Here is a 17,330-nt window from a genome sequence, read left to right on the forward strand (position 1 = left end):
GGGCCGTCACGCACGCACGCGTGAGCAACCCGTTCGGGTGGGCCGGGCGCGAGTCGTCGGCGCAGGAGAGGTGCGCGCTGGTAGCGGTGGTGCATGCTGCTCACCCCCCGCTCCCCGGGCCCCCGCACCGCCCCCGGCCCCCGCGCCCGCACCGCCCTCCGTGGCTCCCGCCGTCTGAAGTCCGCGCTGCTCGCCTCGGCCGTCTCCGTCTGCCTGGTCGCCGCGAGCGCCCCCGCTGTCCCGCTCGGCGTCGGCGACCGCCTCTTCCCGCACCTGGGCAACCCCGGCTACGACGTGGCGGCCTACGACCTCTCCTTCACCTACACCGGCTCCAACAGCAAGCCCCTCCAGGCGGTCACCACCATCGACGCCCGGACCACCACCGCCCTGGACCGCATCAACCTCGACTTCGCCCACGGCAAGGTCGACTCGGTCGACGTCGACGGCGAGGCGGCCACCTTCACGAGCGCCGGCGAGGACCTCGTGATCACCCCGGCGGCGCGACTGGCGGCGGGCAACTGGATGCGCGTCACCGTGCGGCACACCAGCGACCCGGTGATGGACGGCAACCGGGACGGCGGCTGGGTGCGCACCGAGGACGGCCTCGCCATGGCGAACCAGGCGGACGTCGCCCATCTGGTCTTCCCGTGCAACGACCACCCCTCCGACAAGGCGATGTTCACCATCAGGGTCACGGCCCCGAACGCGTACACGGCCGTCGCCAACGGGCTGCCCGCCGGAGTGGACAAGGGCGGCCCGACAGACCCGACGACAACATGGACGTACCGCACCCGGCACCCCATGGCCACGGAGCTCGCCCAGGTCTCCATCGGCCGCTCCACCGTCCTGCACCGCGAGGGACCGCACGGACTGCCGGTACGGGACGTGGTGCCCACCAAGGACCGCGCGGCGCTCGAACCGTGGCTGAAGAAGACCCCCGCCCAGATCACCTGGATGGAGAGCAAGGTCGGCCCGTACCCCTTCGAGACGTACGGCGTGCTCATGGCACAGGCCTCCACCGGCTTCGAACTGGAGACACAGACTCTCTCCCTCTTCGAGAAGAAACTGTTCACCGAGCCGGGCTACCCCGAGTGGTACCTCGACTCGATCATGGTGCACGAGCTGTCCCATCAGTGGTTCGGCGACAGCGTCAGCCCGCGCACCTGGTCCGACCTGTGGCTCAACGAGGGACACGCCACCTGGTACGAGGCCCTCTACGCGCAGGAGAAGGGCGGCCACACCCTGGTGGCGCGCATGAAGGCGGCGTACGGCGCGTCCGACCGCTGGCGCGCCGCCGGCGGACCTCCCGCGCACCCCAAGGAGCCCACGCCCGGCGAGAAGATCAGCATCTTCCGCCCGAACGTCTACGACGGCGGCGCCCTGGTCCTCTACGCACTGCGCCGGGAAATCGGCGAACGCACGTTCGAGCAAGTGGAGCGGGACTGGGTCCGCGACCACCAGGACTCCACCGCCGGTACGGCCGACTTCACCCGTCTCGCCGAGCGGGTCTCCGGACGTGACCTGGGCACCTTCTTCCAGGCCTGGCTCTACGGCCGGAAGACCCCGCCGATGCCCGGCCACCCGGACTGGCGCCCGGTCGCCCCCACCGCGAAGGAATAACGCCGTGACGAGACGACGCGTACCGTGCGACCATCGTCAGGTCGGCGCGGCACGGGGCACGGGGCACGGGAATCTACCGAGGTGCTCGTGCGTTGTGCATCGTGAGCGGTGAGAACCATGACCGGTGACGCACGCCGAACCGGTATCCCCACGACGTAAGGACCCAATGACCTCCTCTTCTTCCCCTTCCCAGGACACCAAGCGCTTCGCGCACGACTACCCCGAGGGTCTTCGGGCCGATGCCCTGATGGAAGAGGACGTCGCCTGGAGCCACGAGGTCGACGGAGAGCGGGACGGCGACCAGTTCGACCGCTCCGAGCGCGCGGCCCTGCGCCGCGTCGCGGGCCTCTCCACCGAGCTCGAGGACGTCACCGAGGTCGAGTACCGCCAGCTCCGCCTGGAGCGGGTCGTCCTCGTCGGCGTCTGGACCACGGGGACCGTGCAGGACGCGGACAACTCCCTCGCGGAGCTCGCCGCCCTCGCGGAGACCGCGGGCGCACTCGTGCTCGACGGCGTGATCCAGCGCCGCGACAAGCCCGACGCGGCCACCTACATCGGCTCCGGCAAGGCCGACGAACTGCGCGACATCGTCATCGAGACCGGCGCCGACACCGTCATCTGCGACGGTGAGCTCAGCCCCGGCCAGCTCATCCACCTTGAGGACGTCGTCAAGGTCAAGGTCATCGACCGTACGGCCCTGATCCTCGACATCTTCGCCCAGCACGCCAAGTCCCGAGAGGGTAAGGCGCAGGTCGCGCTCGCGCAGATGCAGTACATGCTGCCGAGGCTGCGAGGCTGGGGTCAGTCGCTGTCCCGTCAGATGGGCGGCGGCAAGGGCGGCGGTCTGGCCACCCGTGGTCCCGGTGAGACCAAGATCGAGACGGACCGGCGCCGGATCCGCGAGAAGATGGCGAAGATGCGCCGGGAGATCGCGGAGATGAAGACCGGCCGCGAGATCAAGCGCCAGGAGCGCAAGCGCCACAAGGTGCCGTCCGTCGCCATCGCGGGCTACACCAACGCCGGCAAGTCGTCTCTGCTCAACCGCCTCACGGGCGCGGGCGTCCTGGTCGAGAACGCCCTGTTCGCGACCCTCGACCCGACCGTCCGCCGGGCCGAGACCCCCGGTGGCCGCCTGTACACACTGGTCGACACCGTCGGTTTCGTACGGCATCTGCCGCACCACCTGGTCGAGGCGTTCCGTTCCACCATGGAGGAGGTCGGCGAGTCCGACCTGATCCTCCATGTGGTCGACGGCTCGCACCCCAACCCGGAGGAGCAGCTGGCCGCCGTACGCGAGGTGATCCGGGATGTCGGCGCCACCAAGGTGGCCGAGATCGTCGTGATCAACAAGGCGGACGCGGCCGACCCGCTGACGCTCCAGCGGCTGATGCGGATCGAGACCCGCTCCATCGCGGTGTCGGCCCGCACCGGCCAGGGCATCGACGAACTGCTCGCGCTCATCGACAACGAACTGCCCAGGCCCTCGGTCGAGATCGAGGCGCTCGTGCCGTACACCCACGGAGGGCTGGTCGCCCGCGCCCACACCGAGGGCGAGGTGATCTCCGCGGAGCACACGGCGGAGGGCACCCTGCTGAAGGTGAGGGTGCACGAGGAACTGGCGGCCGACCTCGCGCCGTACGTCCCCGCACCGGCGGCCTGACCAGCCAAGAAACAAAGCCGCCCGGCCGGTCGGGATACGAAACTGGCCGGCCGGCCACGAGGCGAAGCTGACCGGTCGCGTGGTCGCGTGGCGAAGCACCAAGGCCCGCCCCCTGCTCGCGTGGGGGACGGGCCTTTTGCCATGCGCGGCAGACGGCGTCTACGTCTACTGTCCGGCGAACTTCTCGCTCACCGAGTCGTACACGCCCTTGGCCACCTCACCCAGCCGCGGCCCCGCGAGCCAGCCCGAACTCGCCGGGCCGATCGAGGTGTTGGACACCAGCGCCGGCTTGCCGTCCGACCCCGTCGCCACCCAGCCACCGCCGGACGAACCGCCGGTCATCGTGCACCCGATCCGGTACATCGTCGGGTCCGACTCGCTGAACGACAGCCGCCCCGGCTTGTCCTGGCACTGGTAGAGCGTCTGCCCCTCGAACGGCTTCGCCGCCGGATACCCCGTCGCGGTGATGCTGTCGACCTTCGGCACCGAAGGCGCGGCGAAGTCCACCGGCAGGGCCGAACCAACCGTCTCCTCCAGGGACTTGCCGGAACCACCCTCCTCCGGTGTCACATGGATGACGGCGAAGTCGTACGGCGCGCCGTCCCCGCCCGTCTGACCGCCCTGCGCGATCCACTGGTCCGAGGTCTTCACCCAGTCGCCCCACCAGACGCCGTAGGGAGCCGACTGCTCCCGCGTGGCCGCCTTCAACTCGTCGGCCGACAAACCCTTGTCGTTGTACGACGGCACGAAGGCGATGTTGCGGTACCAGCCGCCCTTCTTGCCGGCGTGCACGCAATGGCCCGCCGTCCACACCAGGTTGGACTTGCCCGGGTGGGCCGGGTCCTCCACGACCGTCGCCGAGCAGACCATCGTGCCCTCGGGAGAGTCGAAGAACACCTTGCCCGCCTCGGGGGCGTTGGTGTGGTACGGCGTCGCCACCGCCTTGGCGTCCACGGCCTCGGGTGTCGGGTCGGTCACGCCCTGGTCGGCGGAGAGGTCGGTGTCGTCGACACCCCGGTCCGGATCCTCCGCCTCGCGCATCCGGTCCGGGTCCCACAGACCCTTGATGATCGGGTTGATGTAGTCCTTGGCCTCGCGCAGCCAGTCGTCCTCGTCCCAGTTCTTCCAGGCGCCGTTCTTCCACTTGTCGAGATCGATCCCGTGTTCCTTGAGCCGGTCCTTGATGTCGTCCGGGATCGTGATCTTTCCGTCGTCGGCAGCCGAGGAGCTGGCCTGGCTCCCGGCATTGGTGTCGCCCGAGTCGCAGGCGGTCGCGGTGAGCGCGAGCACCGAGGCGAGGGCGATCGCGCCCAGCACGGGGGAGGTTCTGCGGCGCGTGTTCCTCCCTCGGTGAGCGGTGAACGACGGCCGTATCGATCGCATGGTCTGAACTCCCCCTGCTGTCAACGAACTCTGCTGTGCCACCACACGATATGCGCTCGCTGTGGGCGCCCTCCGCCGGAACAGCAACGGTTCCGCCACAGGCCACCTGCCCTTGGTGCAGGTGCGTGTCCGGCCAATCTCGTAACGACCCGTAACCCGTACAGCCGTGAGGGGTTGGTAGCGACGGGGGGTTGACGCGTGAGCCCGCCCTCCGACCGGCGGGAGGACAGGGGAGCCGTGGCAGCGATCGAGCCAAAGCCTGTACCAATGCCCGAGCCACAGCCTGAGCCAGTGCCCGAGCCCATGTCCGAGCCGAAACCTGAGCCAGTGCCCGAGCCCATGTCCGAGCCCAAACCTGAGCCAGTGCCCGAGCCGGCACCACGGCCAATGCCTGAGCCGAAGTCCGAAGAGGTCCTCCCGGGGCGTACCACCGGGGCTTCCCCCGAGGGAGCCGCTGCCGCCGGACCTTCCTCCTCGGGAGCCTTCGGGACCTTCGGAACCCTCGTCACCGGCGCGGCTGACGCAGGGCGCCCGGTGGGTGTCCGGACCGCGCGGGAGGGCATCCTGCGCCGCCAGTCGACGCGTGAGTCCTCGGCGCGTACCTATGCGCGTGCCCTGCCCATCGTGCCGGTCCGCGCCCGGGGACTGACCATCGAGGGCGCCAACGGCCGCCGTTACCTCGATTGCGTCTCCGGCGCCGGCACCCTCGCGCTCGGCCACAACCATCCCGTCGTGCTGGAGGCCATCCGCAAGGTCCTCGACTCGGGCGCGCCCCTGCACGTCCATGACCTCGCCACCCCGGTCAAGGACGCCTTCATCACCGAGCTGTTCCGCACTCTGCCGCCCGGACTGGTCGGCCGCTCGCGCGTACGGTTCTGCGGACCCGCCGGTGGGGACGCTGTGCGGGCCGCGCTCGAACTGGTCCGCACCGCCACCGGCCGCACGGACGTCCTGGCCTTCACCGGCGCCCACCCCAGGACGACCTCCGGAGCCCTCGAAGCCGCCGACGACCCCCTCGACGCCCGGGTGACGCAGCTGCCCTATCCGCAGGACTGCCGCTGCCCGTTCGGCGCCGACGGCGAACGCGGCGCCGAACTCGCCGCCCACTGGACCGATTCCGTCCTCGACGACCCCAGGTTCGCCCTCCGACGGCCTGCCGGGCTGATCCTCGAACCCGTCCAGGGCGAGCGTGTGACCCCCGGACCGGACGCCTGGATGCGCCGCATGCGGCAGATCACCGCCGACCGCGCCATCCCCCTCATCGCCGACGAGGTACAGACCGGTGTCGGCCGCACCGGCGCCTTCTGGGCCGTGGAGCACAGCGGGGTCACCCCCGACGTGATGGTCCTCTCCAAGGCCATCGGCGGCAGCCTTCCCCTGGCCGTCCTGGTCTACCGCGACGACCTCGACGTCTGGCGACCCGACGCCCACGCGGACACCTTCCGCGGCAACCAACTCGCCATGGCCGCAGGCACGGCCACCCTCGCCCACGTCCGCGAGAACCGCCTCGCCGACCGCGCCGCCGCCCTCGGAGCCCACATGCTGGGCCAACTCCGCGACCTCGCCGCGCACTTCCCCTGCATGGGAGACGTCCGAGGACGGGGCTTGATGATCGGCGTCGAGATGGTCGACCCGGAGGCGGAACACTCGGCCGCGCCGGAACGGGGACACGGAGACAGGGCCCAGGACGCGGCGAACCCGACGGCACCCCCTGCGCGTCTCCGCCCACATGCCGGTGCCGGTGCCGGTGCCGGTGCCGGTGCCGCTCCCAGTGCCAGCGCTGGTGCTGAGGCTGGGGCTGGGGCAGGCCGCGTGCTGGGCACGCCCCAGCACCGCTGCTCCCACCCCGCCGCCCCGGAACTGGCCGCCGCCGTACAGCGGGAGTGCCTTCGTCGCGGTCTCATCGTCGAACTCGGAGGCCGCCACGCCGGCGTCGTACGGCTGCTTCCGCCGCTGACCATCACCGACGAGCAGGCCACCGCGGTACTCGACCGACTGGCCGACGCGATCGAGGCAGCGGCCCGCAGCCACGCCGACCGCACGGGCCGCACTGACCACACGGGCCGCACCAGCCATGCCGATCGCACAGGCTGCACCGGCCACGCCGATCGCACCAGTCACCGTGGCGACAAGCCGCCGAACCTGCCGCCCGGGCGGACCGAGGGCCGCCGCGCCTGTGCCGAACGTGCGGGATGACCCGAACAGCCGCCCCACCTCCACCCACTCGCCCACGGGTCGCCACCTCACGAGGCGGATACCACCACCGGAATGCCGGCCGCCGGGCCCCGTTCGCCGCCCCAGCCCGCCGCGTCGCCGCCCGTAGCGGCGCCACCTCACGAGGAACGACCTTGAACACCACCCCACCTTCAGCCAGTACCCCGGAACTCGTCCCTGCCGTTTCCTCCACACAAGCCGCCACCTCCTTCGTTCCGTCGAGCAAAGCCACACCGACCGCTTCCGTCCCTCGCCAGCAGCGCGACACCCCGCACTGCGCGTCACCGCACCCCGCCCCGGGCGACCTCCTGGACCACCCCGACCCCCACACGGCGGCGCAGGCAGCCGCCGTGGAGAACCTGCTCCGCTGCTGGGTACGAGAGGCGGGCCTGTCCGCTCCCGTGGGCGGCACCCTCCAGGTGCCACTGCCCGCAAGCGCCACCGCCTTGCTCGCCCCGGTCCACTACTGGTCCCCGACCGGCTGGCATCGCTTCGGCCGCCCCCGCCTTGCCGGGGCCCCCGACCACGCCCCACCCGCGGACGCCGCCACGGTCGCGGCCCTGCTGGCCCGCGAGGCATCCTCAGCGGCAGCCCGCGCCACCACAGGCATGACGGCCCCCGCCGAAGCGGGCACCGCCCCCACGGAAGCGGACCCCACCCCCGCGAACAGCGACGGCATCGACCTGGTGGCACGCGTCGTCGACTCGGTGTGCCGTACCGCCGATTTCATCGCCGAGCGCCGCGAACGCCCAGCCGACGGACCCGACCTGTTCCTGTCAGCCGAACAGGCACTGCTGCTCGGACACCCCCTGCACCCGACCCCGAAGAGCCGAGAAGGTCTCTCGGAGGCTGAAGGGCGGCTCTACTCACCCGAGTTGCGCGGGTCTTTCTCCCTCCACTGGTTGGCTGTCGCTCCTTCCCTGCTCGCCACCGACTCCGCCTGGACGGAAAACGGCCGTACCGTCCCCGCCTACCGGCTGACCGCCCGACTCGCCGGCCCCGACCTTCAACTGCCCGACAACTACGCCCTCCTGCCCCTGCACCCATGGCAACTGCGCGAGGCCCGGCACCGCCCCGAGGTCACCGCCCTGCTCGACTCCGGGCTGCTCCGCGACCTCGGCGTACACGGCTCGCCCTGGTATCCCACCTCCTCCGTACGCACCGTCCACCAGTCCGGCGCCCCGGCGATGCTCAAGCTCTCGCTCGGCCTGCGCATCACCAACTCCTGTCGTGAGAACCTCCGCAAAGAACTCCACCGCGGCGTCGAGGTGCACCGCCTGCTGCGGGCCGGCCTGTCCGGACGGTGGCGGGCGGCCCACCCGGGCTTCGACATCGTCCGCGACCCGGCCTGGCTCGCAGCCGACGGCACCGACGGTCTCCCGCTGCGAGGACTCGACGTCGTGATCCGCCACAACCCGTTCACCCCCGCGCAGGACATCTCCTGCATCGCCGGCCTCGTCTCACCCCGCCCGCTGCACCTCCCACCGGACGGGCCACTCCCACCGCCCCCTATCTCGAATCCGGCTCCGCACTCCATCCGCAGTTCCCGGCTCGCCGTGGTCCTCGCGCGGCTCGCGGTATGCACGGGGCGCCCGCTCGGAGCCGTCTCCGTCGAGTGGTTCCTGCGCTACCTGGAACACGTGGTGCGTCCGGTGCTGTGGCTCGACGGCGAAGCGGGCATCGCCCTGGAGGCGCACCAGCAGAACACCCTGCTCCTGCTGGACCGGGACGGTTGGCCCACGGGTGGCCGCTACCGTGACAACCAGGGCTATTACTTCCGTACCTCCCGCCGCGCGGAGCTCGAAGCCCAGCTGCCCTGTATCGGCGAGTACAGCGACACCTTCGTCTCCGACGAGGTCACCGACGAGCGGTTCGCCTACTACCTGGGGATCAACAACGTGCTCGGTCTCATCGGCGCGTTCGGTTCCCAGCGGCTCGCCGACGAGCATCTGTTGCTCGCTGCCTTCCGCCGTTTCCTCGCCGCCGCAGCCTCCGGCCCCGACCGGCTGAGCAGTTCCCTGCCGGTCCGGCTGCTCGACTCACCCGTTCTGCGCTGCAAGGCCAATCTACTGACCCGATTGCACGGTCTCGACGAACTCGTCGGCCCGGTGGACACCCAGTCCGTGTATGTCACCATCGCCAACCCCCTCCACTCCTGAACTGTCCGCCGCATCACCGACCCCAACTCCCGTCGCCCTTACTCCGTTTCCGAGGAGCCTGTCCGCCCCGCCTGATGCGAGGAGCCCTGCCGTGCATGCCGTCCAGCAGCCGTACCCACTCGACCGCGTCGGCGACTGGGGCCCCACCGCCACCCCCGCGGGCGAGTTCCACCTCGTCTCCGTCCGGGTCGAGCGGGACCTTCCACTCATCCGCCGCTGGATGAACGAACCGGCCGTCGCGGCGTATTGGGAACTGGCGGGTCCCAGCACCGTCACCGAGCGACATCTGCGCCGTCAGCTCTCCGCCTCCGTGCGGCACAGCGTTCCCTGTCTCGGTGTGCTCGGGGGCATGCCGATGAGCTACTGGGAGATCTACCGGGCGGATCTCGACCCCCTGGCCCGCCACTACCCAGCCCGACCTCACGACATGGGCATCCACGTCCTCATCGGCGACGCCGCAGTCCGCGGGCACGGACTCGGCGGCCTGTTGCTCAGAGCCGTCGCCGATCTCGTACTCGACAGGAGACCCGCGTGCGCACGAGTCATCGCTGAACCCGATCTTCGCAACACCCCCTCCATCGCCGCGTTTCTCACTGCCGGTTTCCGTTTCTCCGCCGAGGTCCACCTGGCCACCAAGCGGGCCGCCCTCATGGTCCGGGACAGGACCCTCCGCGATGTGTTGTAACTTTTAGTACTTGACTCATCACGAGCCGTTACAAGTGGAACGCCTCGGCGCCCGCGCCGGTTCCCGCCGATTCCGCGAATCCCGAAAATTTCTTCAGGCACTCGCCGACTGCCTCCTCAAGCCCTGTCAGCCACCTCCTCAGCCCCTGCCAGCCCTCGAAGCCGAGAAGCCCCGCACCTTGACTCCGTCACCCCACTCACCCCTCTCGCCGCCCTGCCCCAGCGCGCCGAGCGCCTCCCTGACCACCTGCTGGATCACCCGTTTGTCAGTCCCGCGCCGTAGGGTGGTCGCGCTATGACGAAGCCCTCACTCCCTGAACTCCTCCATGCCGCCGTCGCAGCTGTCGGCGGTGCGGAGCGCCCCGGCCAGGTGACCATGGCCGAAGCCGTCGCGGACGCGATCGACGACGGTTCCCATCTGCTGGTCCAGGCCGGCACCGGCACCGGAAAGTCGCTGGGCTACCTGGTGCCCGCGCTCGCGCACGGGGAGCGGGTGGTCGTCGCGACCGCCACCCTCGCGCTGCAGCGCCAGCTGGTGGAGCGGGACCTGCCGCGCACGGTCGAGGCACTGCACCCGCTGCTGCGTCGGCGTCCCGAGTTCGCGATGCTGAAAGGCCGGTCGAACTACCTGTGCCTGCACCGCCTGCACGAAGGCGTCCCGCAGGACGAGGAAGAGGGTCTCTTCGACCAGTTCGAGGCAGCCGCGCCCACCAGCAAGCTGGGCCAGGACCTGCTGCGGCTGCGCGAATGGTCGGACGAGACCGAGTCCGGCGACCGCGACGACCTCACACCCGGCGTGTCCGACCGGGCCTGGGCCCAGGTGTCGGTGTCCTCCCGGGAGTGCCTGGGCGCTTCGAAGTGCGCTTACGGCGCGGAGTGCTTCGCGGAGATGGCCCGTGAGCGAGCCAAGCTGGCCGAGGTCGTCGTCACCAATCACGCCCTGCTGGCCATCGACGCCATCGAAGGCGCCCCCGTCCTCCCGCAGCACGAGGTGCTGATCGTCGACGAGGCGCACGAACTGGTGTCGAGGGTCACCGGTGTGGCCACCGGCGAGCTCACCCCGGGGCAGGTCAACCGAGCCGTGCGGCGGGCGGCCAAGCTGGTCAACGAGAAGGCCGCCGACCAGCTCCAGACCGCGGCCGAGGGCTTCGAGCGGCTGATGGAGCTGGCGCTGCCGGGCCGCTTGGAGGAGATTCCGGAGGATCTCGGATACGCCCTGATGGCGCTGCGCGACGCCGCGCGGACCGTCATCTCCGGGATCGGCGCGACCCGCGACAAGTCCGTCCAGGACGAGGACGCGGTCCGCAAACAGGCGCTCGCGTCCGTGGAGTCCGTGCACGACGTGGCGGAGCGGATCGTCGGCGGCTCCGAGTACGACGTCGTCTGGTACGAGCGGCACGACCGTTTCGGTGCCTCCCTGCGCGTCGCGCCCATGTCGGTGTCAGGTCTGCTGCGGGAGAAGCTCTTCGCGGACCGCTCCGTGACCCTGGCCTCCGCGACCCTGAAGCTGGGCGGGGACTTCAACGGCGTGGGTGCCTCCCTGGGACTCGCCCCCGAGGGTGCGGAGGGCGAGGACCTCCCCCAGTGGAAGGGGATCGACGTCGGCTCGCCCTTCGACTACCGCAAGCAGGGCATCCTGTACGTCGCCAAGCACCTGTCCCGCCCCGCGCGGGACGGCGACCGCACGGACATGCTGGAAGAGCTGAGCGAACTGATCCAGTCGGCCGGCGGACGCACCCTCGGCCTGTTCTCCTCCATGCGCGCGGCCCAGCTCGCGGCGGAGGAACTGCGAGGCCGTATCCCCGAGTTCCCGATCCTCCTGCAGGGCGAGGAGACCCTGGGCGAGCTGATCAAGAACTTCTCCGCGGACCCCAGGACGTGCCTCTTCGGGACGTTGTCGCTCTGGCAGGGCGTGGACGTGCCCGGCCCCAGCTGTCAGTTGGTGGTGATGGACAAGATCCCCTTCCCGCGTCCGGACGACCCGCTGATGAGCGCCCGTCAGAAGGCGGTGGAGGACGCCGGTGGCAACGGCTTCATGGCCGTCGCCGCCACGCACGCGGCGCTGCTGATGGCGCAGGGCGCCGGCCGCCTCGTCCGGGCGTCGGGGGACCGCGGGGTGGTCGCCGTACTGGATCAGCGGTTGGCGACGGCCCGTTACGGGAGCTATCTGAAGGCATCCCTGCCGGACTTCTGGTACACCACGGACCGCAACCAGGTCCGGAAGTCCCTCGCTGCCATCGACGCGACGGCCCGGCAGGCCGAGACCCAGTGAGTGGCGACGGCCCCGTTTCCGCACCGGGACGGGGCCGTCGCCAAAGAACTCACGGACAGCGCAGGGCCCCGGAACCGGCGCAGGGATCCCGGGGCCCAGTCAGGGAGGGCGGCGGAGGTGAGGCCCGCCCACCGCGCTCAGACGCGGCGCAGCACCGCCACCACCTTGCCGAGAATGGTCGCGTCGTCGCCGGGGATCGGCTCGTACGCCGCGTTGTGCGGCAGGAGCCACACATGGCCGTCCTCGCGCTTGAAACGCTTCACGGTGGCCTCGCCGTCGAGCATCGCGGCCACGATGTCGCCGTTCTCCGCGACGGGTTGGCGGCGGACGGTGACCCAGTCTCCGTCACAGATCGCGGCCTCGATCATCGAGTCTCCGACGACCTTCAGCACGAACAGTTCACCGTCGCCCACGAGCTGCCTGGGCAGCGGGAAGACGTCCTCGACGGACTCCTCGGCGAGGATCGGGCCGCCGGCCGCGATCCGGCCGACCAGCGGGACGTACGACGCGGCGGGCTTCCCGGCGGTGTCCGTGGGCTGCACGGAGACGGCCTGGTCGGAGCCGCGCACCTCGTACGCACGCGGGCGGTGCGGGTCGCGGCGCAGGAAGCCCTTGCGCTCCAATGCCATCAGCTGGTGCGCCACCGAGGACGTGCTGGACAGGCCGACGGCCTGGCCGATCTCCCGCATGGACGGCGGGTAACCGCGCCGCTGCACGGAGTCCCTGATGACCTCGATCACCCGGCGCTGTCGGTCGGTGAGTCCCGAGCTGTCCGCCCGGATGCCTGGAGGTCGGCCCGGCAGGGAGCGCTTGTGCCCCTCGGGATTCACAGCTTCGTTCATCGCATGCACCGGCTCGAGTCGGCCCTGGGAGCGGTCCTGGGCGGTGATGGTGGCACTGTCTGCGGTGGTGGTCACGTCGGCCCCTCTCGATTGTCTCCCTGCTGCACAACGGTAGTTGCTTTCGAAAGGTTGCGCCAAACACACGTTCGAGTGAAAAAGCGTGGATAGCCTGACTTGATCATGTGTCTGGGTGTATGGCCTATCGCGACGTTCAGCGGGCAAAAGGGATCATTGTTGTACTCTTCGCCGCCAGGGTTGACGCCCTTGTGGGGTGCTGCCCCAGTCTGCCATCCGGTCTCCGGTCGACCGGGGGTCGGGCCCGGTCTGCGCGAGAGTCGCACCTGACCTCCCTGCGGCGCCCACGGTATCGCCGTATGTGCCACGGCTCCACACCCCTGCGCGCGTGTGTGTGTGGCGTGTTCCGTGCGCCCCGAGGGTTCGCCGCGCCGGGCGGGGCGTACGGGGTGTGACCGTGTGACTGCGACACGCGCGCATGGAGCCCGTGTATGAGCCAATCCCCACATGTAGTGGTTGGATGGCATCAGTGGCCCAGAAGTTGTGGTCCCCCGTGTCTTTGGATGCGTGTGGATCGCCTATGCTTGGGGCTGCTTCGAGGGGCCCATGAGGCCCGGCGAGGTCATTGAGTCTGCTGTGAGGAGGGTTGGGAATTCATGCACTGCCCCTTCTGCAGGCACCCCGACAGCCGCGTCGTCGACAGTCGTACGACCGACGACGGTACGTCGATCCGCAGGCGCCGCCAGTGTCCTGACTGCACCCGTCGTTTCACGACCGTGGAGACGTGCTCGCTCATGGTGGTGAAGCGGTCCGGGGTCACCGAGCCGTTCAGTCGCACCAAGGTCATCAACGGCGTGCGCAAGGCATGCCAGGGGCGGCCCGTCACCGAGGACGCGCTCGCCCAGCTCGGGCAGCGGGTCGAGGAGGCGGTGCGGGCCACCGGAAGCGCCGAGCTGACCACGCACGACGTGGGGCTGGCCATACTCGGCCCGTTGCAGGAACTCGACCTCGTCGCGTATCTGCGATTCGCCTCCGTCTACCGGGCGTTCGACTCGCTCGAGGACTTCGAGGCCGCCATCGCGGAACTGAGGGACCAGACGCAACACCCTGCCGTGGACGACGACCGCGAATACGCCGATGACGCCGCAGGCACGGTCGTGGGGAGCCGGAAGGACGACGGTGGGCGCGGGGGGACCGGACAGGTCCCCGTGCCCGCCCGCACCGCCGGCTGACCGGCGGGCCGGCGCAGGGCCTCGGGCCCAGGTGCCGGCCGGGCGGCGGCGGAAGAAGACTTGCTGTGGGTGGTAGCGCGTGGGCGCCCGCAGCACACCACAGAGCAACGTGTCACGGGAACAACGTGGCATTTCAGGGCGTTTTTGCCCTAAGAGGGAGGCGGCATGACAGAGACGGCGAGCGGTCCGGCACGAGGTTCCCGAGCGAAGGGCACCAAGACCACCAAGGGCCTGCGCATCGAGCGCATTCACACCACCCCGGGCGTGCATCCGTACGACGAGGTGGTCTGGGAGCGCCGTGACGTCGTCATGACCAACTGGCGCGACGGCTCGATCAACTTCGAGCAGCGCGGCGTCGAGTTCCCCGACTTCTGGTCGGTGAACGCGGTCAACATCGTCACCAGCAAGTACTTCCGCGGTGCCGTGGGCACCCCGCAGCGCGAGGTCAGCCTCAGGCAGCTGATCGACCGCATCGTGAAGACGTACCGGAAGGCCGGCGAGGACCACCGGTACTTCTCCTCGCCCGCCGACGCCGAGATCTTCGAGCACGAGCTGGCATACGCCCTCCTGCACCAGATCTTCAGCTTCAACAGCCCCGTCTGGTTCAACGTCGGGACCCCGCAGCCCCAGCAGGTCTCCGCCTGCTTCATCCTGGCCGTCGACGACTCCATGGAGTCGATCCTCGACTGGTACAAGGAAGAGGGCATGATCTTCAAGGGCGGCTCCGGCGCCGGCCTCAACCTCTCCCGGATCCGTTCGTCCAAGGAACTGCTGTCCTCCGGCGGCAACGCCTCCGGCCCGGTCTCCTTCATGCGCGGGGCGGACGCCTCCGCCGGCACCATCAAGTCCGGCGGCGCCACCCGCCGGGCCGCCAAGATGGTCGTCCTCGACGTGGACCACCCGGACATCGAGGACTTCATCGAGACCAAGGTCAAGGAAGAGGAGAAGATCCGCGTCCTGCGCGACGCGGGCTTCGACATGGACCTGGGCGGCGACGACATCACGTCCGTCCAGTACCAGAACGCCAACAACTCGGTCCGTGTGAACAGCGAGTTCATGACGGCCGTCGAGCAGGGCGGCAAGTTCGGCCTGCGCGCCCGGATGACCGGTGAGGTGATCGAGGAGGTCGACGCCAAGGCGCTCTTCCGCAGGATCGCCGAAGCCGCCTGGGCCTGCGCCGACCCCGGCATCCAGTACGACGACACCATCAACAACTGGCACACCTGCCCCGAGTCCGGCCGGATCACCGCGTCGAACCCGTGCAGCGAGTACATGCACCTGGACAACACGTCCTGCAACCTCGCGTCGCTGAACCTGATGAAGTTCCTCAAGGACGACAGCAAGGGCAGCCAGTCCTTCGAGGCCGAGCGCTTCCAGAAGGTCGTCGAGCTCGTCATCACCGCGATGGACATCTCCATCTGCTTCGCCGACTTCCCCACCCAGAAGATCGGTGAGAACACGCGCGCGTTCCGCCAGCTCGGCATCGGCTACGCCAACCTCGGCGCCCTGCTGATGGCCACCGGCCACGCGTACGACTCCGACGGCGGCCGCTCCCTGGCCGGCGCCATCACCTCCCTGATGACCGGCACGGCCTACCGCCGCTCCGCCGAACTCGCCTCGGTCGTCGGCCCGTACGACGGCTACGCCCGCAACGCCGACGCCCACAACCGCGTCATGAAGCAGCACTCCGACGCCAACGGCACGGCCGTACGTGTGGACGACCTCGACACCCCGGTCTGGGCCGCCGCCACGGAAGCCTGGCAGGACGTGCTGCGCCTCGGGGAGAGGAACGGTTTCCGTAACTCCCAGGCGTCCGTGCTCGCCCCGACCGGCACCATCGGTCTCGCGATGTCCTGCGACACCACCGGCGTCGAGCCCGACCTCGCCCTGGTCAAGTTCAAGAAGCTGGTCGGCGGCGGCTCGATGCAGATCGTCAACGGCACCGTCCCGCAGGCCCTGCGCCGCCTGGGCTACCAGGAGGAGCAGATCGAGGCGATCGTCGCCCACATCGCCGACAACGGCAACGTGATCGACGCGCCGAGCCTCAAGCAGGAGCACTACGAGGTGTTCGACTGCGCCATGGGCGAGCGCGCCATCTCCCCGATGGGCCACGTCCGCATGATGTCCGCGATCCAGCCCTGGATCTCCGGCGCCATCTCCAAGACGGTCAACATGCCGGAGACGGCGACCGTCGAGGAGGTCGAGGAGATCTACTTCGAGGCATGGAAGCTCGGCGTCAAGGCGCTCGCGATCTACCGCGACAACTGCAAGGTCGGCCAGCCCCTCTCCGCGAAGACCAAGGACACCAAGGAGCAGGAGAAGGCCGTCACGGAGAAGGCCGAGGACACGATCCGTGCCGCGGTCGAGAAGGTCGTCGAGTACCGTCCGGTCCGCAAGCGCCTCCCCAAGGGCCGCCCCGGCATCACGACCTCCTTCACGGTCGGCGGCGCCGAGGGCTACATGACCGCCAACTCCTACCCGGACGACGGTCTCGGCGAGGTCTTCCTGAAGATGTCGAAGCAGGGTTCGACCCTCGCGGGCATGATGGACGCCTTCTCCATCGCCGTCTCCGTCGGCCTCCAGTACGGCGTGCCGCTGGAGACGTACGTCTCGAAGTTCACCAACATGCGCTTCGAGCCGGCCGGTATGACGGACGACCCGGACGTGCGGATGGCGCAGTCGATCGTCGACTACATCTTCCGCCGCCTGGCGCTCGACTTCCTGCCCTTCGAGACGCGCTCCGCACTCGGCATCCACTCCGCCGAGGAGCGCCAGCGCCACCTGGAGACGGGTTCGTACGAGCCCTCCGTCGAGGACGTCGACGTCGAGGGCCTCGCGCAGTCGGCCCCGCGTCCGACGGACCTGAAGGCCGTGTCCGGCCCGAAGACCGGCGCCGAGGTGGCCAAGCCCGCTCTGCAGCAGGCCCACACCAGCGCCGAACTGGTCGAAATGCAGCTGGGCATCCAGGCCGACGCCCCGCTGTGCTTCTCCTGCGGTACGAAGATGCAGCGGGCCGGTTCCTGCTACATCTGCGAGGGCTGCGGTTCAACCAGCGGCTGCAGCTGATTCCCGGCACAGCCCGGGGATGAATTCCCAGGTCAGGGCGGTGGCGCCGTTTCTCGACGCCACCGCCTTTGGCGTCCGAGAGACGCACTGACGTTCTGATCTGGTTGGCGGAGCGGGTTACCGGGTGGGTCCCGGTAGACACCGATGAGGGGCGACGACCGAAAGGCCGGCGCCCCTCATGCA

At 69.8% G+C, this 17,330-nt stretch carries 10 protein-coding genes; 8 read left to right on the plus strand and 2 right to left on the minus strand.

The window, feature by feature from the left end:
* Positions 1–93: 93 nt before the first annotated feature.
* Together ACFPIH_RS11270 and hflX are read left to right on the plus strand one after the other, a co-directional pair.
* Positions 94–1,620, plus strand: a complete 1,527-nt coding sequence (locus ACFPIH_RS11270) for a M1 family metallopeptidase (protein WP_385876672.1) — start codon at positions 94–96, stop codon at positions 1,618–1,620.
* Between the two features lie 166 nt (positions 1,621–1,786).
* Positions 1,787–3,280: a GTPase HflX gene (gene hflX, locus ACFPIH_RS11275; protein WP_381173918.1), complete on the plus strand. Its 1,494-nt coding sequence runs from the start codon at positions 1,787–1,789 to the stop codon at positions 3,278–3,280.
* Between the two features lie 165 nt (positions 3,281–3,445).
* On the opposite strand, the gene ACFPIH_RS11280 is transcribed toward hflX, so the two are convergent.
* Positions 3,446–4,663 (minus strand): trypsin-like serine peptidase, encoded by a 1,218-nt coding sequence (locus tag ACFPIH_RS11280; RefSeq protein WP_381173920.1) that lies wholly within the window; start codon positions 4,661–4,663, stop codon positions 3,446–3,448.
* Between the two features lie 534 nt (positions 4,664–5,197).
* Here ACFPIH_RS11280 and ACFPIH_RS11285 point away from each other — a divergent pair.
* The 4 genes from ACFPIH_RS11285 (at position 5,198) to ACFPIH_RS11300 (ending at position 11,992) form a co-directional block, all read left to right on the plus strand.
* Positions 5,198–6,859 carry an aminotransferase class III-fold pyridoxal phosphate-dependent enzyme gene (locus ACFPIH_RS11285; RefSeq protein WP_381173922.1) on the plus strand — a complete coding sequence of 554 codons (1,662 nt, stop codon included), beginning with the start codon at positions 5,198–5,200 and terminating at the stop codon, positions 6,857–6,859.
* Positions 6,860–7,011: 152 nt separating this feature from the next.
* On the plus strand, positions 7,012–9,036 hold the full coding sequence (locus ACFPIH_RS11290; protein WP_381173924.1) for an IucA/IucC family protein: 2,025 nt from the start codon (positions 7,012–7,014) through the stop codon (positions 9,034–9,036).
* Positions 9,005–9,721: a GNAT family N-acetyltransferase gene (locus ACFPIH_RS11295; protein ID WP_381173926.1), complete on the plus strand. Its 717-nt coding sequence runs from the start codon at positions 9,005–9,007 to the stop codon at positions 9,719–9,721. Before ACFPIH_RS11290 ends, ACFPIH_RS11295 begins: the two co-directional genes overlap by 32 nt.
* 294 nt (positions 9,722–10,015) lie before the next feature.
* The gene (locus tag ACFPIH_RS11300) at positions 10,016–11,992 is read left to right on the plus strand and encodes an ATP-dependent DNA helicase (RefSeq protein ID WP_381173928.1); all 1,977 of its coding nucleotides are present in this window, start codon (positions 10,016–10,018) and stop codon (positions 11,990–11,992) included.
* 137 nt (positions 11,993–12,129) lie between these two features.
* Here ACFPIH_RS11300 and lexA read toward each other — a convergent pair whose 3' ends face one another.
* Positions 12,130–12,909, minus strand: a complete 780-nt coding sequence (gene lexA / locus ACFPIH_RS11305) for a transcriptional repressor LexA (RefSeq protein ID WP_055635752.1) — start codon at positions 12,907–12,909, stop codon at positions 12,130–12,132.
* A gap of 596 nt (positions 12,910–13,505) precedes the next feature.
* Here lexA and nrdR point away from each other — a divergent pair.
* Together nrdR and ACFPIH_RS11315 are read left to right on the plus strand one after the other, a co-directional pair.
* Positions 13,506–14,081, plus strand: coding sequence for a transcriptional regulator NrdR (gene nrdR / locus ACFPIH_RS11310; RefSeq protein WP_381173931.1), 576 nt, complete (start codon positions 13,506–13,508; stop codon positions 14,079–14,081).
* Between the two features lie 165 nt (positions 14,082–14,246).
* Positions 14,247–17,147, plus strand: coding sequence for a vitamin B12-dependent ribonucleotide reductase (locus tag ACFPIH_RS11315; RefSeq protein WP_381173933.1), 2,901 nt, complete (start codon positions 14,247–14,249; stop codon positions 17,145–17,147).
* Positions 17,148–17,330 lie beyond the last annotated feature (183 nt).

Source organism: Streptomyces vulcanius, assembly GCF_042653945.1.
GTDB classification, from domain to species: domain Bacteria; phylum Actinomycetota; class Actinomycetes; order Streptomycetales; family Streptomycetaceae; genus Streptomyces; species Streptomyces mangrovi.